Source organism: Achromobacter xylosoxidans A8 (assembly GCF_000165835.1).
GTDB lineage: Bacteria > Pseudomonadota > Gammaproteobacteria > Burkholderiales > Burkholderiaceae_B > Achromobacter > Achromobacter xylosoxidans_B.
On record NC_014640.1, the window covers coordinates 4,829,750 to 4,852,572 of the forward strand.

A 22,823-nucleotide genomic window follows, 5' to 3' on the forward strand; every position below is an offset into this window, starting at 1 on the left:
GAGCGGCGCGGAACATGAAGCCCTATTGGTTCAAGAACCTGTCGCCGACCTGGCGGGCGCGCCTGATGCGGGTGGGCTTCAACCTGCATCCGGCGTTCCGCGCCACCGGCGGCAAAGTGGTGCATGTCTCCGCGGACTTCCACCATATCCGCATCAAGCTGCCGCTGCTGCGGCGCACCCGCAATATCGTCGGCTCGATGTACGGCGGTTCGCTGTTCGCCGTGACCGACGGCGCCCACCCCACGATGCTGATGTCCGCGCTGGGCGCAGACCATATCGTGTGGGACAAGGCCGCCTCGATCCGCTACCGCAAGCCGGCGTATGCCACGCTGTACGTGGACTTCCGGCTCGCGCCCGGCGAAATCGCGGAAATCCGCGCGATCCTGGCGCGCGACCATGAAACCACCCGGACCTACACGGTGGAACTCAAGGATCGCGACGGCGTGGTCTACGCCGTCGTGGAACGCACGATCTATATCGCAGACAAGAAGTTCTACAAACAAAAGAACACTGGAGGAGACTCATGCGCCGTATCCCCGGAGGGCGAACCCTCGCCCTGAGCCTGATGCTTGCCGCCTGCCTGGCTGGCGCCCCCGCCCAAGCCGCCGACCTGGAAGTCGCCGGCGTGCGCGTGCCGGACAGCCTGTCGGAGGGCGGCCGCGCGCTGGTGCTGAACGGCGCCGGCGTGCGCACCAAGTTCGTCGTCAAAGTCTACGTGGCCGCGCTGTACGCCACCGCGAAAACCAGCGATGCAGCCGCGCTGATCAACAGCGATGAACCGCGCCGCATGCGCCTGCGCCTGCTGCGCGACGTGGACAGCAAAAGCCTGGACGAAGCCCTGCAGGACGGTTTGCGCGACAATAGCTCCGCGCAGGAACTGGCCGAGCTGAAAGCGCCGGCCGGCCGCCTGTCCGCCCTGATGGCGGAAATCGGCTCGGTGCGCGAAGGCGACGTGGTAGACCTGGATTTCGACGCCCGCGGCGTCGCGGTCATGGATAACGGCAAACTGCGCGGCCGCATCGACAGCCCCGCATTCGCGCGCGCCCTGCTGCGGGTCTGGCTGGGCGAAAAGCCCGCCCAAGCCTCCCTGAAAAAAGCCCTGCTGGGCGGCTAGCGCTCCAGGCGCGTCCTGCAGTACAGGCCCTAGACGGAAATCCGGTAAATGGAACGAATCTGGCAGAAAAGCTATCCCGCGGGCGTACCCGCGGAGATCGAGATGGACGGCGTGACGACGCTGGCTTCGGTCGTGCGCGAGAGCTGCCGGCGCTATGCCGGCAAGACCTCGTACATCAGCATGGGCAAGTCGCTCAGCTATGCCGAGCTGGACCGGCTGACGCGCGACTTCGCCGCCTGGCTGCACGCCAACGGCCTGGGCCGCGGCGACCGCGTCGCGCTGATGATGCCCAACCTGCTGCAGTACCCCGTGTGCCTGTTCGGCGCCCTGCGCGCCGGCTGCGTGGTGGTCAACTGCAATCCGCTCTACACCCCGCATGAACTCCAGCACCAGCTGGCCGACTCGGGCGCCCGCGTGATCGTCGTGGCGGACAACTTCGCCGCCACCGTGCAAAAAGCCCTGGGAGGGACCGCGATCGAGCGCGTGGTGGTGACGTCCATCGGCGAGCTGCTGGGGCCGCTCAAGGGGCGCCTGGTGGATTTCGTGGTCCGCCGCGTCAAGCGCATGGTGCCCGCCTGGTCCCTGCCCGGCGCCGTCCGGTTGGGCGATGCGCTGCGCGCCGCAGCCGCCGCGCCCTTCACGGAAGTCGCGCTGGACCAGCGCGACCTGGCCTGCCTGCAATACACCGGCGGCACCACCGGCGTGGCCAAGGCGGCCATGCTGACGCACGGCAACCTGGTGGCCAACCTGAACCAGGCCTATGCCTGGGTCAGGCCGCTGGTGACCGAAGGCGAGGAATGCATCGTGACGGCCTTGCCGCTGTATCACATCTTCGCGCTGACGGCGAACTGCCTGACCTTCATGAAGATGGGCGCCAGCAACCTGCTCATCATCAACCCGCGCGACATCCCCGGGCTGGTCAAGGAAATGCGCAAGGTGCCGTTCTCGGCCTTCACGGGCGTAAACACGCTGTTCAACGCGCTGCTCAACAACCCGGATTTCGCACGCCTGGATTTTTCGCGGCTGCGCCTGACGATGGGCGGCGGCATGGCGGTGCAACGCTCCGTGGCGGACCGCTGGCGCGCCGTCACTGGCCGTTCGCTGGCGCAGGCCTACGGCCTGACCGAGACCTCACCCGCGGTCACTATCAATCCGCTGGACGTGCAGGAATTCACCGGATCGATCGGCCTGCCGGTGCCGTCCACCGAAATTTCCATCCGCGACGACGAAGGCCGTGAACTGGGCATAGGCGAGACCGGCGAAATCTGCGTGCGCGGACCCCAGGTCACGCAGGGCTATTGGCAACGGCCCGACGAAACCGCGCTGGTGCTGTATCCGGATGGGTTTCTGCGCACCGGCGACGTCGGCTATGTGGACGAGAAGGGTTACGTGTTCCTGGTGGACCGCAAGAAGGACATGATTCTGGTGTCTGGCTTCAACGTCTATCCCAACGAGGTCGAGGACGTGGCCGCCCTGCATCCGGGCGTGCGCGAAGTGGCGGCGGTGGGCGTGCCAGACGAGCGCTCGGGCGAAGCCGTCAAGCTGTACGTGATCCGCAAGGATCCCGCGCTGGATGCCGAAACCCTGATCGCGCATTGCCGCAAGCAGCTGACCGGCTACAAAGTACCGCGCTACATCGAGTTCCGCGATGATCTGCCACGCACCAATGTCGGCAAGATCCTGCGCCGCGAGCTCAAGCCGGCAGCGCAGCAGGCCGCGCCGGCGCCCGTCCGGCAGCCGGGCCAGGCCTGAATCCGTTGGCTCGCCGGGAACGCGAGCCAGCGCCTTGCGCCCCTGGCCGGACTACCACTGGCCGAAGTACACCCCTGCCCGCTTGTGGGCGTTGGTACCCTTTTCCACGGCTTCGTCGCTGATGGTGGTACGGCGCTTGGCGCGCAGCATCCACTCCAGCAGGCGCTGGCGCAACGCCTGGCGCGTTTCGGCGTGCGCGCTGCTCGCGCCCAGGTCCTGGTACTCGTCGGGATCCGCCTGCAGGTCGAAGAGCTGTTCGCGCTCATCCAGCCAGTACACGTAGCGCCAGCGGTCAGTACGCACCGACCAGGCGCGGGCGTTCTGCGGGGTCTTGCCGCAAAGAACGCGAGCCTGGCGGAAGCTGTAGTCCAGCTCGGAATACACACAGTCGCGCCATGGCGTGGCGGCGTCGGGCCCGTGCAGCAAGGTCTGCAGTTCACGGCCCTCCAGCCGGTGGCCTGGCCCGGGCGTACCCAGCGCGCGCAGTACCGTGGGCACCAGATCCACGCTTTCCACCATGTCGTCCAGTGCACGGCCGCGGGTGGCGTCGGCCGCGGCCGAAGGGTCCATGACGATGAAGGGCACGCGCTGCGCGGTGTCGTAGAACAGCTCTTTTTCGCCCAGCCAATGATCGCCAAGGAAGTCGCCGTGGTCCGAAGTGAACACGATGAGCGTGTTCTTCATCAGGCCCGCGCCCTCCATGTAGTCGAACAGCCGGCCCAGATGATCGTCCAACTGCCGGATCAAGCCCTGGTAGGCCGGACGCACCACGCGCACGCAGTCGTCGGTGGAAAAGCTGACGCTCTCTTCATGCTGCCGGTAGGCAGCCACCACCGGGTGCGCGGTCTCCAGTTCTTCCCGATTGCGCCGGACCGGCAGGCATTGGTCCGGGGTGTAGAGCTTGTGATAGGGATCCGGCGCCATGTAGGGCCAGTGCGGCTTCACGTAGCTCAGATGCAGCACCCAAGGCTGGCTGCCGCGCCGCTTCATGAAGTCCAGCGCCTGGTCCGTCATGTAGGCGGTCTCGGAATGCGGCTCGGCCACGCGCGCGGGCAGATGCGCGTTGCGCATGTTCCAGCCGCTGACCACCTGGCCGCCCGGGTCCACCGCGGCGATCACATAATCGGTCCAGGGGTCCGCGCTGTTGTAGCCGTGGCGCCGCAGAAAGGCGGGATAGCCGCTTTCGTCGCCCGGCGCGTGATGGCCGTCGTAGCGGTCCAGTTCGGTGAAGCCGCCGCGGCTGAGCAGTACGCCCAGCTCGGAGCTGCCGTCGATCGCCAACCGCTCCATGCCGGCCTTGTCGGGAATGATATGGGTCTTGCCGGCCAGCGCCAGCTCGCGGCCCTGTCCCGCCAGGTACTCGCCCAGCGTGATCTCGTTGACCGACAGCGGCACGCGGTTCCAGGTGGCGCCGTGGCGCGAGGGGTAGCGGCCGGTGTAGTAGCTCATGCGCGACGGTCCGCACACGCCCGAGTTCACGAAGGCGCGGTCGAAGCGCGCGCCGCGCGCCGCCAACGCGTCCAGGCTGGGCGTCTGCAGGTAGGGATGGCCATAACAGCTCAGGTGATCCGCCCGCAGCTGGTCGGCCATGATGAACAACACGTTCTGCACATCGCTCATCGCCGTCCTCCTATTGCGTGGCCGTGAAGCCGGATGCGCGCACCACGGGCTCCCATTGCTTGCGGTAGGCGGCCAAGGCGTCGGCCGTACCGCGCGCATCCAGCGACACCGGCTCCAGGTACGCGGCGCGCACGGCTTCCTGCATGGCGGGCTCGCGCAACACCGCCGCGATGTCCGCGCCCAGCCTGTCCGCCTTGGCCTGCGGCATCGCGGCTGGCGCGAAGAACGCGTTCCAGCCGTCAGCCGCCAGGTTCACCCCGCCCTCTTTGAAGGTGGGCACGTCCTTCAGTTCGGCATCGCGCGCGTCGCCGGACACGGCAAGGATGCGGATCTTGCCGGCGCGATGCTGCGGCAGCAAGGTGTCCAGCGTATCTATGCCTTGCGGCAGGATGCCCCCTATCAGTTCGGAAATCAGCGGCGCCGATCCGCGGTAGCCGACCACTTCCGGTTCCTGGCCCAGTTCGCGGCCCAGCATCAGCGCGAAGAAGTGCGGCAGGCTGCCGGTGGCCGGCACGCCCACGGCGAACTGCTTGGGGTTCGCCTTCAGCCACTGCCGCAGGCCGGCCAGGTCCTGGATCGGCGAATTCGCCGCCACCGCCAGCGCAAACTTGTAGCTGCTGACCAGCGACACGGGCTTGAAGTCGCGCTGCGCGTCATAACCGGGTTGGGCGTAGACCAGCGGCGCCACCACCATCACGGCCGGGTTCGCCAGCATCAGCACGTTCTGGCTGGCCGGCGCCGCGTGCAGGGCTTGCGCCGCGATGCGGCCGCCCGCCCCCGTCTTGTTCTCGACCACCACAGGCACGCCGACCCGGTCCTTGAGCCGGTCCGCGACCAGCCGCGCGATGCGGTCCGAACTGCCGCCCGGCGGATAGCCCACCACCACCGTCAGCGTCCCGTCCAGCGGGGCCTGCTGCGCGCCGGCTAGCGGCGCGCCCCCCGCAAGTATCACTGCCGCGGCAGCGCCTGATATCCATCTACGCATGGTCCACTCCTGGAGACAGCGGCCCGCTGTCGATTATGGTTGTCACTGCATGGCCGATACCCAAATAGGGAAATTGAATTTAGCAACGCGCGCATTTGTTGATCTAATCCAGGACTGCCCATAACGATATGCAGCGCGAACTGCAACGCCACCTGGAGGAAACGCCATGCCGAACATCCCCGAACCCGGCCAACGCCAGCTTGCCGACATGCTGATGTACCGGCTGTACCAGGCGTGGTCGCAATCCAATCCGGTATTCCTGCGCCTGTGCGAAGGACGCTTTGGCATCACGCGCCGCGAATGGCGTGTGCTGGCCTGTGCCGTCGAGGGCGGCACCATGAATTCGGCCGAACTGGCGGCCGCCGCCAAGCTCGACCTGACGCGCACTTCGCGCACCCTGGGCGCGCTATGCGAGAAAGGCTGGCTGCGCCGCCTGCACGACAGCGCGGACCGCCGCGTGGTGCGCGTGGAAGCGACGGCCGAAGGCATTGCCCGCTACGACGCCCTGCTGCCCGAGGTCTCGCACCTGAATGACCTGCTGGTGCAGGACCTGAGCGACGACGAGGTCGCCTTGCTGCGCGATTTTCTCGGCCGCATCGAGCAACGCGGCCGCCGCATGGCCGAGGACAATATCGTCTCGGAAAAGGCCAGCCGGCGTGAAGGCGGCACCCGCCGGCCGCGCTACGCCTGACCCCGATCTGTCGCGCCTCGCCAACAGGCGCGTGGCGGCAACGCCGCTTCCGGATGCGGCCGCAAGCCACTGATAGCACGGCGTTTTTCCCCTTCCACCTTACCGCCCGGCAAGCTTTGCAGGGCTTTTTTACATCTGCGGCCCATGCATTTCCTGACAGCCGCGACCCACTAAATTAATAATAGTTATCGTTGTCATTTGCATACGCAATCGGCTGATATCAGGCCGCAGGGGAAATCCATTGAAACGCCACTCTCATTCCGCCGCCCGGCGCGCGCGGCCGCTGATCCTGTTGCCCACCGCCGCCGCGCTTGCGGCCTGCCTGGGCGCCACAGCCCAGGCCCAGTCCGCCGCATCCAGCGAACCCGCCACCATCCTGCCCGCCGTGCAGGTCACCGGCACCGGCGAAACCGCGACCAGCCCAGTCGACGGCTATGTCGCCACGCGCAGCGCCACCGCGACCAAGACCGACACGCCTTTGTCGGAAACGCCGCAGGCAATCACCGTGATTCCCCGCGAGCAAATCGTGGACCAGGGCGCGCAGAACATCCAGGACACCATGAACTATGCGGCCGGCGTACGCCCCAATGCGTATGGCGTGGACAACCGCGCCGACTACGTGCGCGTCCGCGGCGTGGAACCGGTGCAGTACCTGGATGGCCTGCGCCAGTATTTCAGCTTCAACAATCCGCGCACCGAGGTTTATGCGATGGAGCGCGTGGAAGTGCTGCGCGGCCCTTCCTCCATGCTGTACGGACAGGGCAGCACCGGCGGCATCGTCAACCTGGTCAGCAAACGCCCGCTGGAAGAAACGCAGCGCGAGATCGGCTTGGTGCTGGGCAACCACAACCGCCGCGAGATCCAGGCCGACCTCACGGGTCCAGCCAGCGAGGACGGCCAGTGGCTGTACCGCGTCATTGCGGTGGGGCGCGACAGCGACACCCAGGTGCAGTACGCGCCGGACGACCGCCTGATGCTGGCGCCGTCCTTGACCTGGCGCCCCAGCGCGGCCACCTCGTTGACGCTGCAGGCTACCTGGCAGAAGGACCGCGCCGGCACCACGCAGTCCTTCCTGCCGTGGAGCGGCTCGGTGCAGGAAAATCCCAACGGCCGCATCCCGACCCGGCGCTTTGCCAGCGAGCCCGGTTTCGACGCCTACGACACCGAACAATTCAACGTGGGCTGGCTGTTCGAGCACCAGTTCAACGACACTTGGAAAGTGCGACAGAACTTCCGCAACACGGTCAGCAGCGTCGACTACAAGACGCTCTATCCCAACGTCTACGGCGCGCGCCGCGGCGATTCCTACATCGATCCGGAACAGACCACCGTCGACCGCATCTTCTACGTCAACAAACCGCGCATGCGCACCCTGCTGGCCGACCAGAACCTGGAAGGCAAGCTGAACTGGGGCCGCACCGAGCACACGGTGATCTTCGGCATGGACTATTCGCGCTACCGCGAGACCAGCCAGACCGCCGGCGGCGCGGGCTCGCCGTTGAACCTGTACCACCCCGTGTACGGCAACGCGCCCGAGTATGAACTGTCGGACAACCCCAAGATCAACCAGCAGCAGATCGGCTTCTACGCGCAGGACCAGATCAAGTTCGACAAAAACTGGATCTTCCTGGCCGGCATCCGCCGCGACCGCGCCGACAGCACCACCGAAGGCCAGGACCGCGAAACCGACATGGCCACCACCAAGCGCTTCGGCCTGATGTACGCGGCCGGCAACGGCTGGTCGCCCTACCTCAGCTACAGCGAATCGTTCACGCCCATCGCCGGCGCCGACTTCTACAACCAGCGCTGGAAGCCCATGCGCGGCAAGCAGGTCGAAGCCGGCATCAAGTACATGCCGAAGGACGCCGACATCGAGTTCACGGCGGCCGCCTATGACCTGCGCGAAAAGAACCGCCAGACCAACGATCCGAACAACCCGAACAACCAACTGCAGGCCGGCAAGACCCGCACCCGCGGCGTGGAGTTGGAGCTGCGCGGCCGCGTCACCAAGGACGTGGACGTGATCGCCAACTACATCTACACCGACCTCGATCCGCAGCTGGAGGCGCAGCCCAAGCACATGGCCTCCATGTGGGGCAAGTACCGCTTCGCGCTGGCCGGCCAGCCTGGCTTCGCGGTGGGCGCGGGCGTGCGCTACCTGTCGGCGTTCCGCGACGGCGGCGCTCCGGAAACGCCGGCGGTCACGCTGTTCGACGCCATGCTCAGCTACGACAACGGCCCTTGGCGCTATGCGTTGAACGTGAACAACATTGCGGACCGCACTTATGAAGTGGTCTGCCTGGACCGCGGCGACTGCTTCTACGGCGCGCGCCGCACCGTCATGCTGAGCGGCGCCTACCGCTTCTAAAATCGGAACTCCCTCCTGGGCGGGAAAACCTGTACGTACATGCTGTACGTACAGGTGTACACTACGGTTTTTCATCCCTGATCAACCATCTGACAGACGCGCGCTCGAACGTCTGCAACCCAGAAAAACCGTCCTGGAGACTCCGATAGTGTCGACCGAAACTACCCGCTCGCCCTTTTTTGGCACGATGCAGAAAATCCCCGGTGGATTGATGCTGGTGCCGCTGATCCTGGGTTCCCTGATCGGCACCTTCGCGCCCGACGCCCTGGCGATCGGCGGCTTCACCACGGCGCTGTTCAAGAACAGCGCCCTGCCCCTGATCGCGCTGCTGATCTTCGCCACCGGCACTCAGGTCAATGCGCGCACGGGCGGCCCCATCCTGGCCACCGCCGGCACCATCCTGTTGATGAAGACGCTGGTGCCCGCCACCCTCATCATCATCCTGGGCAGCTATGTCGGCCTGGACGGCGTGCTCGGCGTCTCCATCCTGGCGCTGCTGGCGGCCTTCGACAACAGCAACGGCGGCCTGTGGCTGGCCTATACCGGCCAGTACGGCGACGCCCGCGACCGCGGCGCCTATGTGGCCAGCGCGGTCAACGACGGCCCCTTCTTCAGCCTGCTGTTCCTGGGCGCCTCGGGACTGGCCGACATCCCCATGATCGCCCTGGTGGCGGCGCTGGTGCCGTTCCTGCTGGGCGTGGTGGTCGGCAACCTGGATCCCAAGTGGCGCGACGTGCTCAAGCCCGTGCCCAACATCGTCATCCCGTTCTTCGCCTTCGCGCTGGGTACCGGCATCAACCTGGGCGCCGTGGTTTCGGGCGGCATCAGCGGCCTGATCCTGGGCCTGATCATCAGCCCCATCACTGGCGGCCTGGTCTACCTGGGCTATCGCTACATCCTGAAGCGCGGCGGCAAGAGCGGCCTGGGCTTCGCGGCCGGCACCACCGCCGGCAACGCCATCGCCACTCCCGCGGTCGTGGCGGCAGCCGATCCCAACTTCCAGCAATACGTGTCGACCGCCACCGCGCAGGTCGCTGCCTGCGTGCTGATCAGCTCGATCCTGGCCCCGATGCTGGCCTCGTACTTCCTCAAGCGCGCCGGCGAGCTCAAGTCCGAGGACGCCGACCCCACGGTCGCGCCCGCCCTGCGCGAAGCGCGCGGAGAAGCGCTTTGAATCCCGCCATCGCCATCGTCGCCGATGACCTGACCGGTTCCGGCGACACGGCGGTGCAGTTCGTGCGCGCCGGCTGGAGCACGCACCTGTCCATCGGCGGCGCCGACCAGGCGCTGTCGGGTCCGGGCGCCGCCGGCGTGGAAGTGTTGGCGGTCACGACCAACAGCCGCCCCCTTTCGGCCGTCGACGCGGCCGAAGTCGTCTGGCAGAACGTGCGGCGCCTGCGCGCGGCCGGCGTCACGCGCCTGTACAAGAAAGTTGACTCCACCTTGCGCGGCGCCTTCAAGGCCGAGATCGACGCGGCGCGCGAGGCTTGGGGCCCGGACACCATCGCGGTGATCTGCCCGGCCTTTCCGGCCACCGGCCGCACCGTCGAACAAGGCGTGCTCTACGTCAACGGCAAGCCGGTCACCGAGACCTCGGCGGCCACCGATCCGGTGACCCCCGTGACCGAAAGCCATATCCCCACCCTGCTCGGTTGCGCGCACGTCGCGGCGCAGGAAGACGACACGCCGCAAGCGCTGGCTGCGCGCATCCGCCAGGCAGGCAAGACCGTGGTGGTCGATGCCGCCACTGAAGTCGACTTGGAGCGCCTGGCGCGCGCCATCGGCCTGCTTGGCGTGCACGCCCTGCCCGTGGGCGCGGGCGGCCTGGCCGTGCCGCTGGCCCGGGTCTGGGCCGGCGCCGACCAGACCGCGCCGGTCGTGGTGGTGGTGACCTCGCAGCACAGCGCGGCGCGGGCGCAAGCCGCCGCGCTGCAAGCCTCGGGCGCGGACACCTGGACGCCCTCGCTGGCCCAATTGGCCGACGACGCCGCATGGCAGGCCTGGAGCCAGCCGCTGCTGCAGGCGCACGCGCAAGCCCCCGCGCAGGCCGGTACGGTGCTGCTGCTGGCGCCTGAGGGCCAACTGGACGGTCTGGATTCCGAGACCGTCGCCGCGCGCCTGGGCAGCCTGGCCGCGCAATTGATCGCCAGCGCCAACGCGGCCGGCGTGGTCGCCACCGGCGGCGACGGCGCGCGCAGCGTGCTGGTGGCGCTAGGCGCCCGCGGCATTGCGCTGGTGGATGAAGTGATGGGCGGCGTGCCCCTGGGCACGCTGACCGGAGGCACGGCCGCCGGCCTGCCCGTGGTGACCAAGGCCGGCGGCTTTGGCACCGAAGATGTACTGGTTCGCGCGGTGCGCGCGATCCGCGACAGGAGATTCAAGCGATGACACAACCCCAATCGGGCAAGCTGCCCCTGCTGGCCGTAACCCTGGGCGACGTGGCGGGCATCGGACCGGAAATCACCGCCAAGATGCTGATGGGCCATGATGAACTGCGCCAGAAGGCCCGCCTGCTGGTGGTCGGCGACGTGGACGTGATGGCCAATGCCGTGCGCAGCCTGGGCGGCGACCCCGCTATCGTGCGCAAGCTGGAGCGCGCGGCCGACTGCGCCAACACTCCTGGCACCATCGAAGTGCTGCAAGCCGGCCCCTCGCTGGCCCATGTGAAGCTGGGCGAGATCAGCGCGGACGCGGGCGACGGCTCGGTACGCTTCGTCACCACGGCCTGCGCTCTGGCGCGCGCCGGCGAGGTCGACGGCATCGTCACCGCCCCGCTCAACAAAGCCGCCATGCATGCCGCCGGCCACAAGTGGCCCGGCCACACCGAGCTGCTGGCGCACGAGTTCGGCGTCAAGACCTTCTCGCTGGTGCTGTCGGCCGGCGACCTCTACATTTTCCACGCCACCACCCACGTGTCGCTGCGCCAGGCCATCGAAGACCTGACCCCGGCGCGCATGCGCGCGGTGCTGCGACTGGCCGGTTCGTTCGCCCAGGCGCTGGGCCGCGGCGACCAGCCGGTGGCCGTATCGGGCCTGAATCCGCATGCCGGCGAAAACGGCATCTTCGGCAGCGAAGACGCCGACATCCTGGCGCCCGCCGTGGCCGAAGCCAATGCCGCCGGCATCCTGGCCGCCGGCCCCATCCCGGCCGACGCGCTGTTCCCGCAAGCCGTGCGCGGCAAGTGGAAGTTCGTGATCGCCTGTTACCACGACCAGGGCCACGCGCCCTTCAAGGCGGTGTATGGCGACGACGGCGTGAACATCACGGTGGGCCTGCCGGTCGTGCGCGTGTCCGTGGACCACGGCACCGCCTTCGACATCGCCGGCAAGGGTATCGCCCGCGAGGACAGCCTGATCCTGGCCGCCGAGCGCGCCGCGCATCTGGCCCCGGGCTGGACGCATGTGTGGGAAACTGCGCGGGCACAAACCGGAGGTTGATTCCCATGGCGCCCGCCACGCACGACGCATTGCCCGTACTTGACCGCTCCGGCGATATCCCGCTGCACGCCCAGGTGGCGACCCTGCTGCGCGGATACATCCGCACGAACAAGCTCGCGGCCGGCGCCGTGCTGCCCAGCGAGGCAGCGTTGTGCGACCGCTTTGGCGTGGCGCGCAGCGTGGTGCGCCAGGCGCTGGCGGCCCTGGCCACCGAAGGCCTGATCCAGCGCGAAACCGGGCGCCCCGCCAGCGTGGCTGCACCGCAGGAGCACCGCCGGCTGGTGCAGCGCTCCACCGGCCTGTACGAGCAATTCGCGCAGTCCGGCGTGGCCTTGCAGACCCGCGTGCTGGCGTTCGCGCGCGCCGAGCCGCCCGCCGACGTGGCGGCCTTCTTCGGCACCACGCAGTTGCTGATGCTGGAACGCCTGCGCCATGTGGCCGACGCGCCGCTGGCCTACGTGCGCACCTGGCTGCCCGTCGCCGCCGTGCCCGGCCTGCGCGCCGACGATCTGACCGACGCGTCCCTGCACGGCGTGCTGACGCGGCGCTTCGGCCTGCGTCCCGGCGCCGGGCGCAATCAGATCCGGGCAGTCGCCGCCGACCGGACGCTGGCGGAATTGCTGGGTACGCAAACCGGCACGCCCCTGCTGATGCTGCAAGGCCAGGGCATGGACCAGCATGGCCGGCCGCTGGAATGGTTCACGACCTGGCACCGCGCCGAACAACTGGTGTTCGACGTGGACGTCAGCATGGGACATGAAAGCGTGCAGCCCCGGCTGCAGTCCCCCGCCGCGCCCGCCGACATCCCGGCTGGGGAACACGACCCGCTGGCGCGCGCCCAGGCCCTGGTGGCCGAACTATCCGCCGAACTGGCCAGGCTGCGCGGGCAGTCCTGAACCGGTTGTCCGACGCCGGCCGGCCTTGCCGCCGGCCATCGATCCCGTAGCAGCCGCAGAGCCCGTGCCAGGGCTTGCAGACGCTGCAGCCCCTATCCCAGCAAATTATCCCTGACGTGCAGCAGATGCCGCCGCACGGCCTCCATGGCGCGCTCGGCGTCGCGGTCATGCAGCGCGTCGACGATCTCGCGGTGCTCCACCTGATAGGACGCGCGCCGCTCTGGCGTCAGGCTCTTGCGCTTCAAGGCGCCCCAGGTCGCCTGCGACCGCGCCGCCGTCATCAGCGCGAATACCTTTTCGATGAAGAGATTGTGGGTGGCCGTGGCCATCAATTCGTGCAGCCTGGCGTCCCAGATCTCGAACGCTTCGAAACTGTCGGCGGCCTCGGCCCGCGCACAGGCGTCCTGCATGGCCGCGAAATCGGCGGGGCTGCCGTGCTGCACCACCAGCGCCGCAATGGCCGGCTCCAGCACCAGCCGCGCCGCCATCAATTCGGCCGGGCTGGTGGACAGCACTTCGGCACGCAGCAGTCCTTCAGCCTGCGCCAGGGTCGAGGACGGATTGGCATAGGTGCCGCTGCCCACTCGCTGCGAGATCAGGCCTTCGTTCTTCAACTCGGCCAGGGTGCGGCGCACCGTTGAACGGCTGATGCCGAACTGTTCGCTCAGGGCGCGTTCCGTGGGCAGGCGATGGCCGGGGGCCCACGCGCCGGATTGCAGATTCTCGATGATGACCGCGCGCAGGGCGGAAGCTTTGTCCATGGACCTTTCCAGAATGGCTAGCGGCCAGATGATACCAATTCAGACCAATAAGCGCCCGAAAACTATTAATTTTTATAGGAGAATTGGTTCAGTTGGTATATTCTTCTGCGAAATTGGGCCTGAAAAATCAAGTAATTGGTACTTTTTGGTATTAAACAGGGCGGCCCGAACCGCCCAGGGAGCAAGCATGAAAATCGCAGTATTCCGGATCAATGGCGAACGTCGCATCGGCGTGGTTGCCGACGACGGCGCCAGCGTGACTGCCCTGGATTTCCCGCGCGAACTCGCGGCGGCCGGCGCGCTGACGGCCGTGGAGTGGCTGGCCGAAGGCCGCGCCTTGCCGGGCAAGATCGGCTCGTCCTACCGCTGGGACCAGGTGGAGCATGAAGCGCCCTTGCCGGCGCAGCGGCGCAACCTGTTCTGCGTGGGGCGCAACTACCACGCCCACGCCAAGGAATTGCGCGACTCCGTCTTCAAGGACAACGACGCCAACCCCGAATCCTGGCCCATCGTGTTCACCAAGGTGCCGCAGACGGTGGTCGGTCCGTGGGCTGACGTGCAACTGCCCGTGGGCGTCTCCGACAAGATCGACTACGAAGCCGAACTGGCGGTGGTGATCGGCAAGGGTGGCCGCAATATTTCCCGCGCCGAGGCCATGAGCCACGTCATCGCCTACACCGTGGTCAACGACGTCACCGCGCGCGACGTGCAGATGCGCCACCAGCAATGGGATCTGGGCAAGTCCTTCGACACCTTCTGCCCCATGGGTCCCTGGCTGGTGACGGCCGACGAAATGGACGGCCAGAAGACCCGCGTGCGCTGCTGGGTCAATGGCGAGCTGCGCCAGGACGGCAACACCGAAGACCTGATCTTCGACATCCCCACGCTGATCGAAACCTGCTCGCGCGGCATCACGCTGTATCCGGGCGACGTCATCGCCACCGGCACGCCGGCTGGCGTGGGCCAGGGCCTGAATCCGCCGCAGTTTCTCAAGCACGGCGACGTGGTGCGGGTGGAGATCGACGGCATCGGCCAGATAGAAAACCGCTTCGTCTGAGCCCAAGAGCCCCGGAATGAACACGGGGCGGCTCGGCAGTAAAAGCACAAGGAGTGAGACATGAATCTGCGTTGCTACCGGGCGGCCGCGGCTGCCTTGCTATGGCTGGGAGCCGCGAACGCGCTGGCTGCCGGCTATCCTGAACGTCCCGTGACCATGGTGGTGCCGTTCCCGCCCGGCGGCGTCGCCGACACCATCGCGCGGCCGCTGGCCCAGGCCATGGGCGACAAGCTGGGCCAGGCCGTCGTCATCGAGAACAAGGGCGGCGCGGGTGGCGCCATCGGCATCGGCCAGGCCGGCCGCGCCAAGCCCGACGGCTACACGCTGCTGATGAGCCTGTCGTCCATTTCCATCCTGCCCGCGGCCGACCGTCTGCTGGAACGCAAGCCGGCCTATCAGCTGGATCAGTTCGTGCCGATTGCGCGCATTACCGCCGATCCCACCGTGCTGGTGGTGCGCGCGGACGCGCCATACAAAACGCTGCAGGAATTCGTCGACGCGGCCAAGAAGCAGTCAGGCAAGTTCAGCTACGGCTCTTCCGGCATCTACGGCACCATGCACGTGCCGATGGAGATGCTGCAGAACGCAGCCGGGATCAAGATGATGCACGTGCCCTTCACCGGCGCCGGCCCCGCCGTGCAAGCCCTGGTGGGCGGCCAGGTCGATGCCCTGGCCACCGGGCCGTCCAGCGTCATGCAGCTGATCCAGGCCGGTCGCGTCAAGGCGCTGGCGCATTGGGGCGACGGCAAGCTCGACAGCCTGCCGGAGGTGCCGTCCTTCAAGTCGCAGGGCTATGACATCAGTTTCGTGCAGTGGTCGGGCGTGTTCGCCCTGGCCGGCACGCCGCCGGCCGTCATCGACAAGCTGCGCCAGACCGTCAAGGACATCGCCAACAACCCTGAGGTCCGGGCCCGCATCGCCGGCACCGGAAGCCCCGTGCAGTACCTCGACGCGCCGGCCTTCGACGAGTACTGGAAGAAGGACTCGGCTTCGCTGGAAGTGGCGGTCAACCGGATCGGCAAGGTCGAATAGCCGCGCACCGCGAAGCGCGCGCGCCCTGCCCGCTCACAACCGCAAGGCCGCCGGCGCCAACTGGCGCGCCAGCGCCTTGCGGTCGACCTTGCCCACCGCGTTCTCGGGCAGGCGCTCGATCCACAACACCTCGCGCGGCACATAGATCCGGCCCAGGTGCGCCAGCACCTCGGCCTGTATGCCGGACGCATCCGGCGCGGCGTCGCCCGCGCGCTGCACGAAGATCACGGGCACCTCGCCAAGATCCTCGTCGGGCGCACCCACCACGCAGCAGGCGGCCACGCCCGGCAGGCCCGTCACCACGCCCTCGATCAGCGCCGGCGAGATGTTCTCGCCGCCGCGGATGATCACGTCCTTGATGCGGCCGGTGATGCTCAGATATCCCTGCTCGTCGAAACGTCCCAGATCGCCCGTATGCAGCAACTGCGGCGTGCCGGCGTCGGCGCTGTCCACGCCCACATAGCCCAGCATCAGGCTGTCGCCCGCGATGCAGATCTCGCCTTCGTTGCCCGGGGCGGCGAAGGCGCCGTCCGGCAGGCGCAAGGTCACGCTCTGGCCGGCCAGCACCGTACCCACCGAGCCCACGCGGCGCGCGGCGGGCGGGTTCATGGTGGAGGTGCAGGTGGCCTCCGACAGGCCATAGGACACCACCAGCGGGCAGCCCAGGAAGGCTTCGATGCGCCGATGCAGGGCTTCGGTGATCGGCGCCGAGCCGCAGCGCGCAAAGCGCAACGCCGCCAGGCTTGCCGGGTCGAACTGCAGTTCGAGCATGCGCGCGTACATGGTCGGCACGCCGGTGATGATGCTGGGCCGGAACGCGCGCAGCAAACCCGGCATATCGTCCGCCCGGAAGCGTCCCGCCAGCGCCACGCAGGCGCCCGCCAGCAGCGGCGCGAAGATCTGGTTGTTGAGCGCATTGGTGTGATGCAGCGGCATCACGTGCAAGAGCCGGTCATCCTGCGTCAAGCCGGTATGCGCCAGCACACCGCGCGCATTGTTCGCCAAGCCGCGGTGGCTCAGCAGCACGCCCTTGGGATTGCCGGTGCTGCCGGAGGTAAACAGCAGCAGGCCCGCGTCGCCCGGCGTGGCCTCGGCGCTGCCTGTCCAATCCAGCGGGCCTCGCGCCACGCCGGCCGCGCCCAACAATCGGTCTGGCGCCAGCCCGCTGGCCCGCGCCGTCGCCGCGTTGGCCGCGTCGTGCAGCACCCAACCCAGCCCCACCGCCGCCACGCGGCGAGCAGTCTCCGCATCCGACAGGCGCGGCTCCAGCGGGCACGGGCAGGCGCCCGCAGCCATCGCACCCAGAATCGCCAGCACCTGCCCCAGCGACCGCTCCATTGCGATGGCCACATAGCTGCCGCGCGCCACGCCGGCGGCGCGCAGGCCGCCCGCGATGCGCCCGACCTCCTGGCGCAGATCGGCATACGTCAGCGTGCCGTCCACGGTCACGATAGCGGGCCGTTCGGCCCATTGCGGCTGGCTCCACAGGCGCGCGAACGCGGCCACCAGCGTGGCATCGGCAAGCGTCATGGCGACCTCCTAGCGCAGCGCGACGGCGGCGTCGCGTTCGAACTGCCCGTCGGGATCCAGCTCGCGCAGGGCGCGCGTCTCGGCCGCGGTGGGCGGCGCAGACGGCTCGGCGTCGCTGGCGTCGAATTCGAAACCGGTGCGCTCGCGCACTTCGGACAAGCTGGACTCCGGATGCCAGGACTGCAAGGCCAGCCGCCCGTCGCGCTTGACGAACACGGCGATCGGCGTGACCACGCCGTGGAATCCGCCCCAGGACGTCATGAAGTCCAGCTTCGGCACGAAGGCACGGCGCGAATGCTCGGTGCGCCAGGTGCAGGCGCGCCTGGCGGTGGGCAGCATCACCGCGCCGCCGCCGCCGCCCGGCAGGCGCACCTTGGGCTCATGCCAGTCGCCGATGCAAGAATTGTTGGCGCAGCCTGCGCCGTCGATTTGCGCCGCGCCCAGGAAGGTCAGGTCCATGCGGCCGCGCGTGCACAGGTCGTAGAAATCCTCGTTGGAGAAGATCGACGCCGTGTGCTCGGCCAGCACCGGATCGGAACTTGAGATGGGGACCTGCGAAGGCCGCGGATTCACACCGCCGGCCACGTTGATGTAGACGAAATCCCAGTCATAGGCGCGCTTGGCCAGCAGGCAGGCCAGCATGGGCAGGGTCGAATTCACGCCACTGAAAGTGATCTCGTCCGGCCGGATGAAGCGAGCCAGATTGGTGACGATGTACGAAAAGCCCGACCATTGCTCAGCCATGCTGCACCTCCCGCGCTTCGGGCGCCGCAGCCATGTGCGCCTGCAGATCGCCTTGCTTGTCCATGTATGCCTCCACCGCCGGATAGTCGATGGCGTAGTCCGGCCAGCAGGATCCCGGCCATGCGCCCTGCGGCGCCACGGCGTAGGCCTGCACCATGAAGAACGGCACCAGCGTGGCTTCCGGATTGGCTTCGAACACCGTGCTGTCGACCACCTTCTCGGCCACCACCAATACGCTGCCCGCGGCGCGCGACATGATGCGGTCCCAATGCGCGGTGCCATGTACCCGCACGTTGCCCAGCGCGTCCACTTCGGAAGCATGGATCACGGCGTAGTCCGGGCGGATCGCCGGCACCACCCAAGTCTGCTGCCCGCTGCCATAAGGGTCGTCCAGGCATTTCCAGCCATTGAGCTCGGGCAGGCCGCTGCCATGCAGGCCGCCGCAAGGCTGGAACGGCACGCCGAAGGCCGCCGCGCGCAGACCGGCCGTGAGGCTGGCGCAGGCATGTTCTTCCAGCTCGATCTCGCGGCGCTCCACGGCCTTGCGGTACCAGGGCGCCAGGCCGAAGTTCCCTTCCATGGCCACGATGCCCGCGCGCACGCGGCGCAGCGCGCCGGCGCGGCACAAGATGTCCACGTCGTAGCCCGGCGATTGCTTGATCAGTTCCAGGTCGCGCCGCCCCTGCCGGATCAGTTCGCGCACGAAGGCGAACGGTCCGCGGTGCAGGAAGCTGCCGCCCAATGCGATCGATGCGCCGTTGGGCACCAGCGCCGCCAATTCCGCCAGCGTGCGCTGCTTGTTCTTCTGATTGAAACCCGATGCCATGATGTCTCCTTCCCTGCCTGTTCTTTTTCGTGGTCAGCGCGCCTGCAGATACGCGGCCACCCGGCCCTTCAATCCCGGCTGGGCGGCGGAGCGCACCAGGCGGGCAAGATCGGTGTCGGGCGTTTCCGCCGACAGCGCCGCGTACAACTGCACGCGGCTCGCACTGCTCAGCGCGGACGCGGCGTCGAGCGCGTCGCGCTCGACGTCCTGCCAATCCGGCGCGTCGGCGAGGCGGCTGGCGAAGCCGTCGCGCAAGGCTTCTTCCGCGCTGAACGTGGCCGCCTGCTCCAGCACCGCGCGCGCCCGCTCCGCGCCCACCAGGGCCGCGTAACGGCGGGTGCCCAGCACCAGCCCGAACTTCAGTCCGGGCATGCGGAAGGTGGCGTCCGGCGTGCTGATGCGCCACTTGCAGGCGCCGAACAGGTCCACGCCCGCCCCGAAGTTGCGGCCATGCGCCAGCCCCAGCGTCAGGCAGGGCGAGGCCGCCAGCCGCTGCAACAGCATCTCGATGCGCACGAAGCGCAGCAGCAGATCGCCTTCGCTCTGTTCCTGCCAGCCGCCGAAGTCGAAGCCCGCGCTGAAGTTCCTGCCTTCACCCTTGAGCACGATGAGCTGTGCGCCGCCGGACTCGGCCTCATCCAGCGCGGCGATCAGCGCTTCCACCAGTTCGGCCGACAAGGCATTCATCTTGTCGGGCCGCGACAGCGTCAGCACGTAGGCCGCGCCCTGCTTGTCGATGCGCAGGACGCCACTCATGCCGTCGTCTCCTTCTTGCCGGCGCGCAGCGCGCCCAGCACTTCATCGTTGTGCTCGCCCAGGGCCGGAGGACGGCGGCGCAGGGCCGTGGTCTGGCCGTCGAAGCGCACCGGCAGGCCGAAGGTGCGCGTGCGCACGCCATTGGGCAGATCCACGGGCTGCACCCAACCCATGTGTTCCACCTGCGGATCGGCCAACACTTCCGAATAAGTGTTGATGGGCGCGCAGGGCACGCCAGCCGCGCGGAAACGCGCCAGCCAGGTCTGCGCGTCCTCGGCTTCGAAGATCGCTTCCAGGATGTCGCGCAGCGCCGCCTGATTGCGCGCGCGGGCGCTGGTATCGGTAAAGCGCGGATCGGCCAGCAGGTCCTCGCGGCCCACCGTTGCGCACACGCCCTTCCACAAGGCCTGATTGCCCGCCGCCATGCCGAAATAGCCGCCCTTGCAGCGGAAGGCCTGGTACGGCGCGTTGCGCGGATGGGCCGATCCCAGCTTGACGGGATCCTTGCCGCTGCCGAAGAACTCCGAAGTCTGCAAGGCCGCGATGCCCAAGGTGGCGCCCAGCATGGGTACGTCGATATGCGTGCCCTGCCCGCTCGCCTGCGCCGCGCGCAAGGCCGACGCGATGGCGAAGGCGCCATACAGGCCGGCCGAAAAGTCCGCCACGGGAACGCCGCACTTCACCGGTTCGCCGCCGGCTTCGCCGGTCACGCTCATGAGGCCGCTCATGGCCTGGATGGTCAGGTCAAAACCGCCTTCCTGCGAGCGCGGGCCCGACTGGCCGTAGGCCGAAATCGAGCAATAGACCAGCTTGGGATTGGCCTCGCGCAGTTGCGCATAGCCCAGCCCCAGGCGATCCATCACGCCCGGGCGGTTGTTCTCGATCAGCACGTCGGCGGAAAGCGCGAGTTCGCGCGCCAGCGCCACGTCGCCAGGGTCCTTCAGGTTCAGCGTCACCGAACGCTTGTTGCGGTTGAGGGACGCGAAGTTCTCGCTGTAGCCCTCGGAAATGGGCGGCCAGCTGCGCAACGTATCGCCGCCTTCGGGGTTTTCGATCTTGATCACGTCGGCGCCCATGTCCGCCAACAACATGCCGCAAAAAGGCCCCGCCGCGACATTGCAAATTTCCAGCACCGTGATGCCGGCCAGCGCCGAACTGGGTGTCATGTCTGACCTCTCGTTATGAAAATTCAATATTTGGGACAAAGAAAACATTATAAGAGCACGCCTTCCAGGCTGGCATGATCCAGCGAAGAGCCGTTGCAGGCCGGCATATCTTCGCGAAATTCCTAGTGCAATCCCTAGGTGCAGCGCTTAATTGTTGACCAGCATATCACCCTGTGGAATTCTAAGTAAACCATTTATTGATACACGAGTCCTATATATTAGGATTTAATAAAAGGACCGCGGCCCCTGCGCATGCCGGCCCCACCGACACCAAGGAGACTTCCATGAAGAAAACGTGGCGCATTGCCCTGACAGGCGTGGTGCTGGTTTTGGCAGGCGGCGCGGCCTCGGCCGACAACTGGCCGACGAAACCCGTGCGCATGGTGGTCCCCTTCCCGCCCGGCGGCGCGACGGATGCCGCCGCGCGCATCTATGCGCAACACCTGGGCGACTACCTGGGCCAGAGCGTGGTGGTGGAAAACAAGGCGGGCGCGGGCGGCGAGATCGGCGCGGAATACGTGGCCAAGTCGGCGGCCGACGGCTACACCCTGCTGATGGGCGCCGTGGGCAGCCACGCGATCCATGCGGCCATGCCGGACAAGCCCGGCTATGACTTCGGCACCGCCTTCGTCGGCGTGTCGATGGCCACCAGCATGCCCATGGCCGTGGCAGTCAACAGCAGCAAGATTCCCGCGAAGAATATTCAGGAGCTGATCGCTTTGGCCAAGAGCAAGCCCGGCACCATCACCTTCGGTTCGGCCGGCCCCGGCACTTCCCAGCACATGGCCGGCGAACTCTTCCAGGTCGTGACCGGCACCCGGCTCATGCACGTGCCGTACCGCGGCAGCGGCCCCGCCATCACCGACCTGCTGGGCGGCCAGATCGACATGGTGATCGAAACGCTGCCGGCGCTGCTGCCGCAGGTCGCGACCGGCAAGATCCGCCTGCTGGGCGTCACCACCGCCACGCGCGCCACCGCGCTGCCGGATCTGCCCACGCTGGCCGAGCAGGGCGTGAAGGATTATTCGGTCGCCACCACCTACGCCTTGTTGGCGCCAGCGGGCACGCCGCCCGCGGTGGTGGACAAGCTTTCGGCTGGCATGCAAAAGGCCGCCGCCATGGCTTCCGTACAGCAGGCTGCGCAGAAGCTGGGCGCCGACGCCGTGGCGACCACACCCGCCGACACCAGCCGCGTGCTCAAGCAGGAAGTCGCCCGCTGGGCCGACGTGGTGCGTTTGTCGGCGGCCAAATGAGGGCGCGGCCCGCTACTGGTCCAGATAGCCCCGGCGATAGCCCATCCCCTGCGAGATGGACTGGGCACAGGCAGCCACGTCCGGCGCCAGCTGCTTCATCCTGGCGGCGCTCAGGCGGTCCAGCGGACCGGAGATGCCTATCGCGGCCACGGGCTGATCCAGGCTGTTGAACAAGGTCACGGCCAGCCCGCCCACGCCTTCGCGCCATTCGCCGCGATTGACCGCGTAGCCGATGCGGGCGATCTTGCGCAGCTCGTCCTTCAAGAGCGGCATGGACACGATGGTCGATGGCGTATGGCGCACAAGCTTGTCGGCGTAACGCTCGACATAACCTTCCGCCTGATAGGCCAGCAGCGCCTTGCCTGTGGCGACGGCGTAGGCCGGCGCGCGTCCGCCCACCATCGAATAGGCGCGTATGGGTTGGGGGCTGTCGATCTTGTCCACATAGACCACGTCGAAGCCGTCGAGCACGGACAGGTGCACGGTTTCGCCGGTCTGGTCGGCCAGCGTGCGCATGAAGGGCGCGGCCAGTTTGCGCACGTCCAGCTGGGCCAGCTGGCGCGCCGCCAGCTCAAATAGCCGCACCGCGCCGCGATACCCCCCGCCGTCGTCGTCCTTGATCACGTAGCCCGCGTGTATCAGCGTCTGCAAGGTGCGGTGCGTGTTGCTGCGGGTCAGCCCGACACGGGCGGCCAACGCATCGATGGTGCGCGGCGGATTGTCCACGTCGGTCACCGCCTCCAGCACCATCAGACCTTTGAGCAGCGTCTTGTCCATTATTTATTTTCCTAATATTTAGGACAAGAAAATAGCATGAGACGCCGCGCGCGAACAG

The 22,823-nt window shown here is 67.6% G+C and carries 21 protein-coding genes; 12 read left to right on the forward strand and 9 right to left on the reverse strand.

Annotated features, from left to right (window positions below; genetic code table 11):
- Nucleotides 1-14: 14 nt before the first annotated feature.
- Genes AXYL_RS22300 through AXYL_RS22310 form a run of 3 tightly spaced genes read left to right on the forward strand, consistent with a single transcriptional unit; the run spans nucleotide 15 to nucleotide 2,866 of the window.
- Nucleotides 15-560 (forward strand): PaaI family thioesterase, encoded by a 546-nt coding sequence (locus AXYL_RS22300; RefSeq protein ID WP_013395129.1) that lies wholly within the window; start codon nucleotides 15-17, stop codon nucleotides 558-560.
- The gene (locus AXYL_RS22305; protein WP_013395130.1) at nucleotides 524-1,114 is read left to right on the forward strand and encodes a chalcone isomerase family protein; all 591 of its coding nucleotides are present in this window, start codon (nucleotides 524-526) and stop codon (nucleotides 1,112-1,114) included. Before AXYL_RS22300 ends, AXYL_RS22305 begins: the two co-directional genes overlap by 37 nt.
- Before the next feature lie 48 nt (nucleotides 1,115-1,162).
- Nucleotides 1,163-2,866 carry an AMP-binding protein gene (locus tag AXYL_RS22310; RefSeq protein ID WP_013395131.1) on the forward strand — a complete coding sequence of 568 codons (1,704 nt, stop codon included), beginning with the start codon at nucleotides 1,163-1,165 and terminating at the stop codon, nucleotides 2,864-2,866.
- Nucleotides 2,867-2,917: 51 nt separating this feature from the next.
- Here the strand turns inward: AXYL_RS22310 and AXYL_RS22315 are convergent, their stop codons facing one another.
- Complete coding sequence (locus AXYL_RS22315) at nucleotides 2,918-4,486, reverse strand: sulfatase-like hydrolase/transferase (protein ID WP_013395132.1); 1,569 nt, start codon at nucleotides 4,484-4,486, stop codon at nucleotides 2,918-2,920.
- Nucleotides 4,487-4,496: 10 nt separating this feature from the next.
- Nucleotides 4,497-5,471 carry a tripartite tricarboxylate transporter substrate-binding protein gene (locus AXYL_RS22320; protein ID WP_013395133.1) on the reverse strand — a complete coding sequence of 325 codons (975 nt, stop codon included), beginning with the start codon at nucleotides 5,469-5,471 and terminating at the stop codon, nucleotides 4,497-4,499.
- Nucleotides 5,472-5,637: 166 nt separating this feature from the next.
- Between AXYL_RS22320 and AXYL_RS22325 the strand changes: the two genes are divergently transcribed.
- The 6 genes from AXYL_RS22325 to AXYL_RS22350 all read left to right on the forward strand — a co-directional run bounded on the left by AXYL_RS22325 (nucleotide 5,638) and on the right by AXYL_RS22350 (nucleotide 12,863).
- On the forward strand, nucleotides 5,638-6,162 hold the full coding sequence (locus tag AXYL_RS22325) for a MarR family winged helix-turn-helix transcriptional regulator (protein WP_013395134.1): 525 nt from the start codon (nucleotides 5,638-5,640) through the stop codon (nucleotides 6,160-6,162).
- A 241-nt stretch (nucleotides 6,163-6,403) separates the two neighbouring features.
- The gene (locus tag AXYL_RS22330) at nucleotides 6,404-8,530 is read left to right on the forward strand and encodes a TonB-dependent siderophore receptor (protein WP_013395135.1); all 2,127 of its coding nucleotides are present in this window, start codon (nucleotides 6,404-6,406) and stop codon (nucleotides 8,528-8,530) included.
- 148 nt (nucleotides 8,531-8,678) lie between these two features.
- A complete protein-coding gene (locus AXYL_RS22335) occupies nucleotides 8,679-9,704 on the forward strand; it encodes a 2-keto-3-deoxygluconate permease (RefSeq protein ID WP_013395136.1) in 1,026 nt (341 codons plus the stop codon).
- Entirely contained in the window at nucleotides 9,701-10,918 is a 1,218-nt protein-coding gene (gene dtnK, locus AXYL_RS22340; RefSeq protein ID WP_013395137.1) for a D-threonate kinase, read from the forward strand. The genes AXYL_RS22335 and dtnK overlap by 4 nt, the downstream gene beginning before the upstream one ends.
- On the forward strand, nucleotides 10,915-11,967 hold the full coding sequence (gene pdxA, locus AXYL_RS22345) for a 4-hydroxythreonine-4-phosphate dehydrogenase PdxA (RefSeq protein WP_013395138.1): 1,053 nt from the start codon (nucleotides 10,915-10,917) through the stop codon (nucleotides 11,965-11,967). Before dtnK ends, pdxA begins: the two co-directional genes overlap by 4 nt.
- 5 nt (nucleotides 11,968-11,972) lie before the next feature.
- Nucleotides 11,973-12,863, forward strand: coding sequence for a GntR family transcriptional regulator (locus AXYL_RS22350; protein ID WP_013395139.1), 891 nt, complete (start codon nucleotides 11,973-11,975; stop codon nucleotides 12,861-12,863).
- A gap of 92 nt (nucleotides 12,864-12,955) precedes the next feature.
- On the opposite strand, the gene AXYL_RS22355 is transcribed toward AXYL_RS22350, so the two are convergent.
- Nucleotides 12,956-13,624 carry a FadR/GntR family transcriptional regulator gene (locus tag AXYL_RS22355; RefSeq protein WP_013395140.1) on the reverse strand — a complete coding sequence of 223 codons (669 nt, stop codon included), beginning with the start codon at nucleotides 13,622-13,624 and terminating at the stop codon, nucleotides 12,956-12,958.
- 187 nt (nucleotides 13,625-13,811) lie between these two features.
- On the opposite strand from AXYL_RS22355, the gene AXYL_RS22360 reads away from it, so the two are divergent.
- The gene (locus AXYL_RS22360; protein ID WP_013395141.1) at nucleotides 13,812-14,681 is read left to right on the forward strand and encodes a fumarylacetoacetate hydrolase family protein; all 870 of its coding nucleotides are present in this window, start codon (nucleotides 13,812-13,814) and stop codon (nucleotides 14,679-14,681) included.
- 60 nt (nucleotides 14,682-14,741) lie between these two features.
- Nucleotides 14,742-15,713: a tripartite tricarboxylate transporter substrate binding protein gene (locus tag AXYL_RS22365; RefSeq protein ID WP_013395142.1), complete on the forward strand. Its 972-nt coding sequence runs from the start codon at nucleotides 14,742-14,744 to the stop codon at nucleotides 15,711-15,713.
- 33 nt (nucleotides 15,714-15,746) lie between these two features.
- Here the strand turns inward: AXYL_RS22365 and AXYL_RS22370 are convergent, their stop codons facing one another.
- From AXYL_RS22370 to AXYL_RS22390, 5 genes are read right to left on the reverse strand one after another with little or no spacing between them, the layout of a single operon-like run.
- Entirely contained in the window at nucleotides 15,747-17,243 is a 1,497-nt protein-coding gene (locus AXYL_RS22370; RefSeq protein WP_013395143.1) for a class I adenylate-forming enzyme family protein, read from the reverse strand.
- A 9-nt stretch (nucleotides 17,244-17,252) separates the two neighbouring features.
- Entirely contained in the window at nucleotides 17,253-17,987 is a 735-nt protein-coding gene (locus AXYL_RS22375; protein ID WP_013395144.1) for a CoA-transferase subunit beta, read from the reverse strand.
- The gene (locus tag AXYL_RS22380; protein WP_013395145.1) at nucleotides 17,980-18,813 is read right to left on the reverse strand and encodes a CoA transferase subunit A; all 834 of its coding nucleotides are present in this window, start codon (nucleotides 18,811-18,813) and stop codon (nucleotides 17,980-17,982) included. The genes AXYL_RS22375 and AXYL_RS22380 overlap by 8 nt, the downstream gene beginning before the upstream one ends.
- A gap of 33 nt (nucleotides 18,814-18,846) precedes the next feature.
- Nucleotides 18,847-19,569: an enoyl-CoA hydratase/isomerase family protein gene (locus AXYL_RS22385; RefSeq protein WP_013395146.1), complete on the reverse strand. Its 723-nt coding sequence runs from the start codon at nucleotides 19,567-19,569 to the stop codon at nucleotides 18,847-18,849.
- Nucleotides 19,566-20,735, reverse strand: a complete 1,170-nt coding sequence (locus tag AXYL_RS22390; RefSeq protein ID WP_013395147.1) for a CaiB/BaiF CoA transferase family protein — start codon at nucleotides 20,733-20,735, stop codon at nucleotides 19,566-19,568. Before AXYL_RS22390 ends, AXYL_RS22385 begins: the two co-directional genes overlap by 4 nt.
- Nucleotides 20,736-21,019: 284 nt before the next feature.
- Here AXYL_RS22390 and AXYL_RS22395 point away from each other — a divergent pair, with 284 nt between their 5' ends.
- The gene (locus tag AXYL_RS22395; protein ID WP_013395148.1) at nucleotides 21,020-21,988 is read left to right on the forward strand and encodes a Bug family tripartite tricarboxylate transporter substrate binding protein; all 969 of its coding nucleotides are present in this window, start codon (nucleotides 21,020-21,022) and stop codon (nucleotides 21,986-21,988) included.
- A 12-nt stretch (nucleotides 21,989-22,000) separates the two neighbouring features.
- Here AXYL_RS22395 and AXYL_RS22400 read toward each other — a convergent pair whose 3' ends face one another.
- Nucleotides 22,001-22,765: an IclR family transcriptional regulator gene (locus AXYL_RS22400; RefSeq protein ID WP_013395149.1), complete on the reverse strand. Its 765-nt coding sequence runs from the start codon at nucleotides 22,763-22,765 to the stop codon at nucleotides 22,001-22,003.
- Between the last annotated feature and the right edge of the window lie 58 nt (nucleotides 22,766-22,823).

Coding starts and splice junctions, on each gene's coding strand:
- AXYL_RS22375 (WP_013395144.1), bottom strand. CDS start 17,987: ATGGCTGAGCAATGGTCGGGCTTTTCGTACATCGTCACCAATCTGGCT.
- AXYL_RS22380 (WP_013395145.1), bottom strand. CDS start 18,813: ATGGCATCGGGTTTCAATCAGAAGAACAAGCAGCGCACGCTGGCGGAA.
- AXYL_RS22390 (WP_013395147.1), bottom strand. CDS start 20,735: ATGACACCCAGTTCGGCGCTGGCCGGCATCACGGTGCTGGAAATTTGC.
- AXYL_RS22320 (WP_013395133.1), bottom strand. CDS start 5,471: ATGCGTAGATGGATATCAGGCGCTGCCGCGGCAGTGATACTTGCGGGG.
- AXYL_RS22400 (WP_013395149.1), bottom strand. CDS start 22,765: ATGGACAAGACGCTGCTCAAAGGTCTGATGGTGCTGGAGGCGGTGACC.
- AXYL_RS22355 (WP_013395140.1), bottom strand. CDS start 13,624: ATGGACAAAGCTTCCGCCCTGCGCGCGGTCATCATCGAGAATCTGCAA.
- pdxA (WP_013395138.1), top strand. CDS start 10,915: ATGACACAACCCCAATCGGGCAAGCTGCCCCTGCTGGCCGTAACCCTG.
- AXYL_RS22315 (WP_013395132.1), bottom strand. CDS start 4,486: ATGAGCGATGTGCAGAACGTGTTGTTCATCATGGCCGACCAGCTGCGG.
- AXYL_RS22360 (WP_013395141.1), top strand. CDS start 13,812: ATGAAAATCGCAGTATTCCGGATCAATGGCGAACGTCGCATCGGCGTG.
- AXYL_RS22370 (WP_013395143.1), bottom strand. CDS start 17,243: ATGACGCTTGCCGATGCCACGCTGGTGGCCGCGTTCGCGCGCCTGTGG.
- AXYL_RS22310 (WP_013395131.1), top strand. CDS start 1,163: ATGGAACGAATCTGGCAGAAAAGCTATCCCGCGGGCGTACCCGCGGAG.
- AXYL_RS22305 (WP_013395130.1), top strand. CDS start 524: ATGCGCCGTATCCCCGGAGGGCGAACCCTCGCCCTGAGCCTGATGCTT.
- AXYL_RS22350 (WP_013395139.1), top strand. CDS start 11,973: ATGGCGCCCGCCACGCACGACGCATTGCCCGTACTTGACCGCTCCGGC.
- AXYL_RS22300 (WP_013395129.1), top strand. CDS start 15: ATGAAGCCCTATTGGTTCAAGAACCTGTCGCCGACCTGGCGGGCGCGC.
- AXYL_RS22395 (WP_013395148.1), top strand. CDS start 21,020: ATGAAGAAAACGTGGCGCATTGCCCTGACAGGCGTGGTGCTGGTTTTG.
- AXYL_RS22385 (WP_013395146.1), bottom strand. CDS start 19,569: ATGAGTGGCGTCCTGCGCATCGACAAGCAGGGCGCGGCCTACGTGCTG.
- AXYL_RS22365 (WP_013395142.1), top strand. CDS start 14,742: ATGAATCTGCGTTGCTACCGGGCGGCCGCGGCTGCCTTGCTATGGCTG.
- AXYL_RS22325 (WP_013395134.1), top strand. CDS start 5,638: ATGCCGAACATCCCCGAACCCGGCCAACGCCAGCTTGCCGACATGCTG.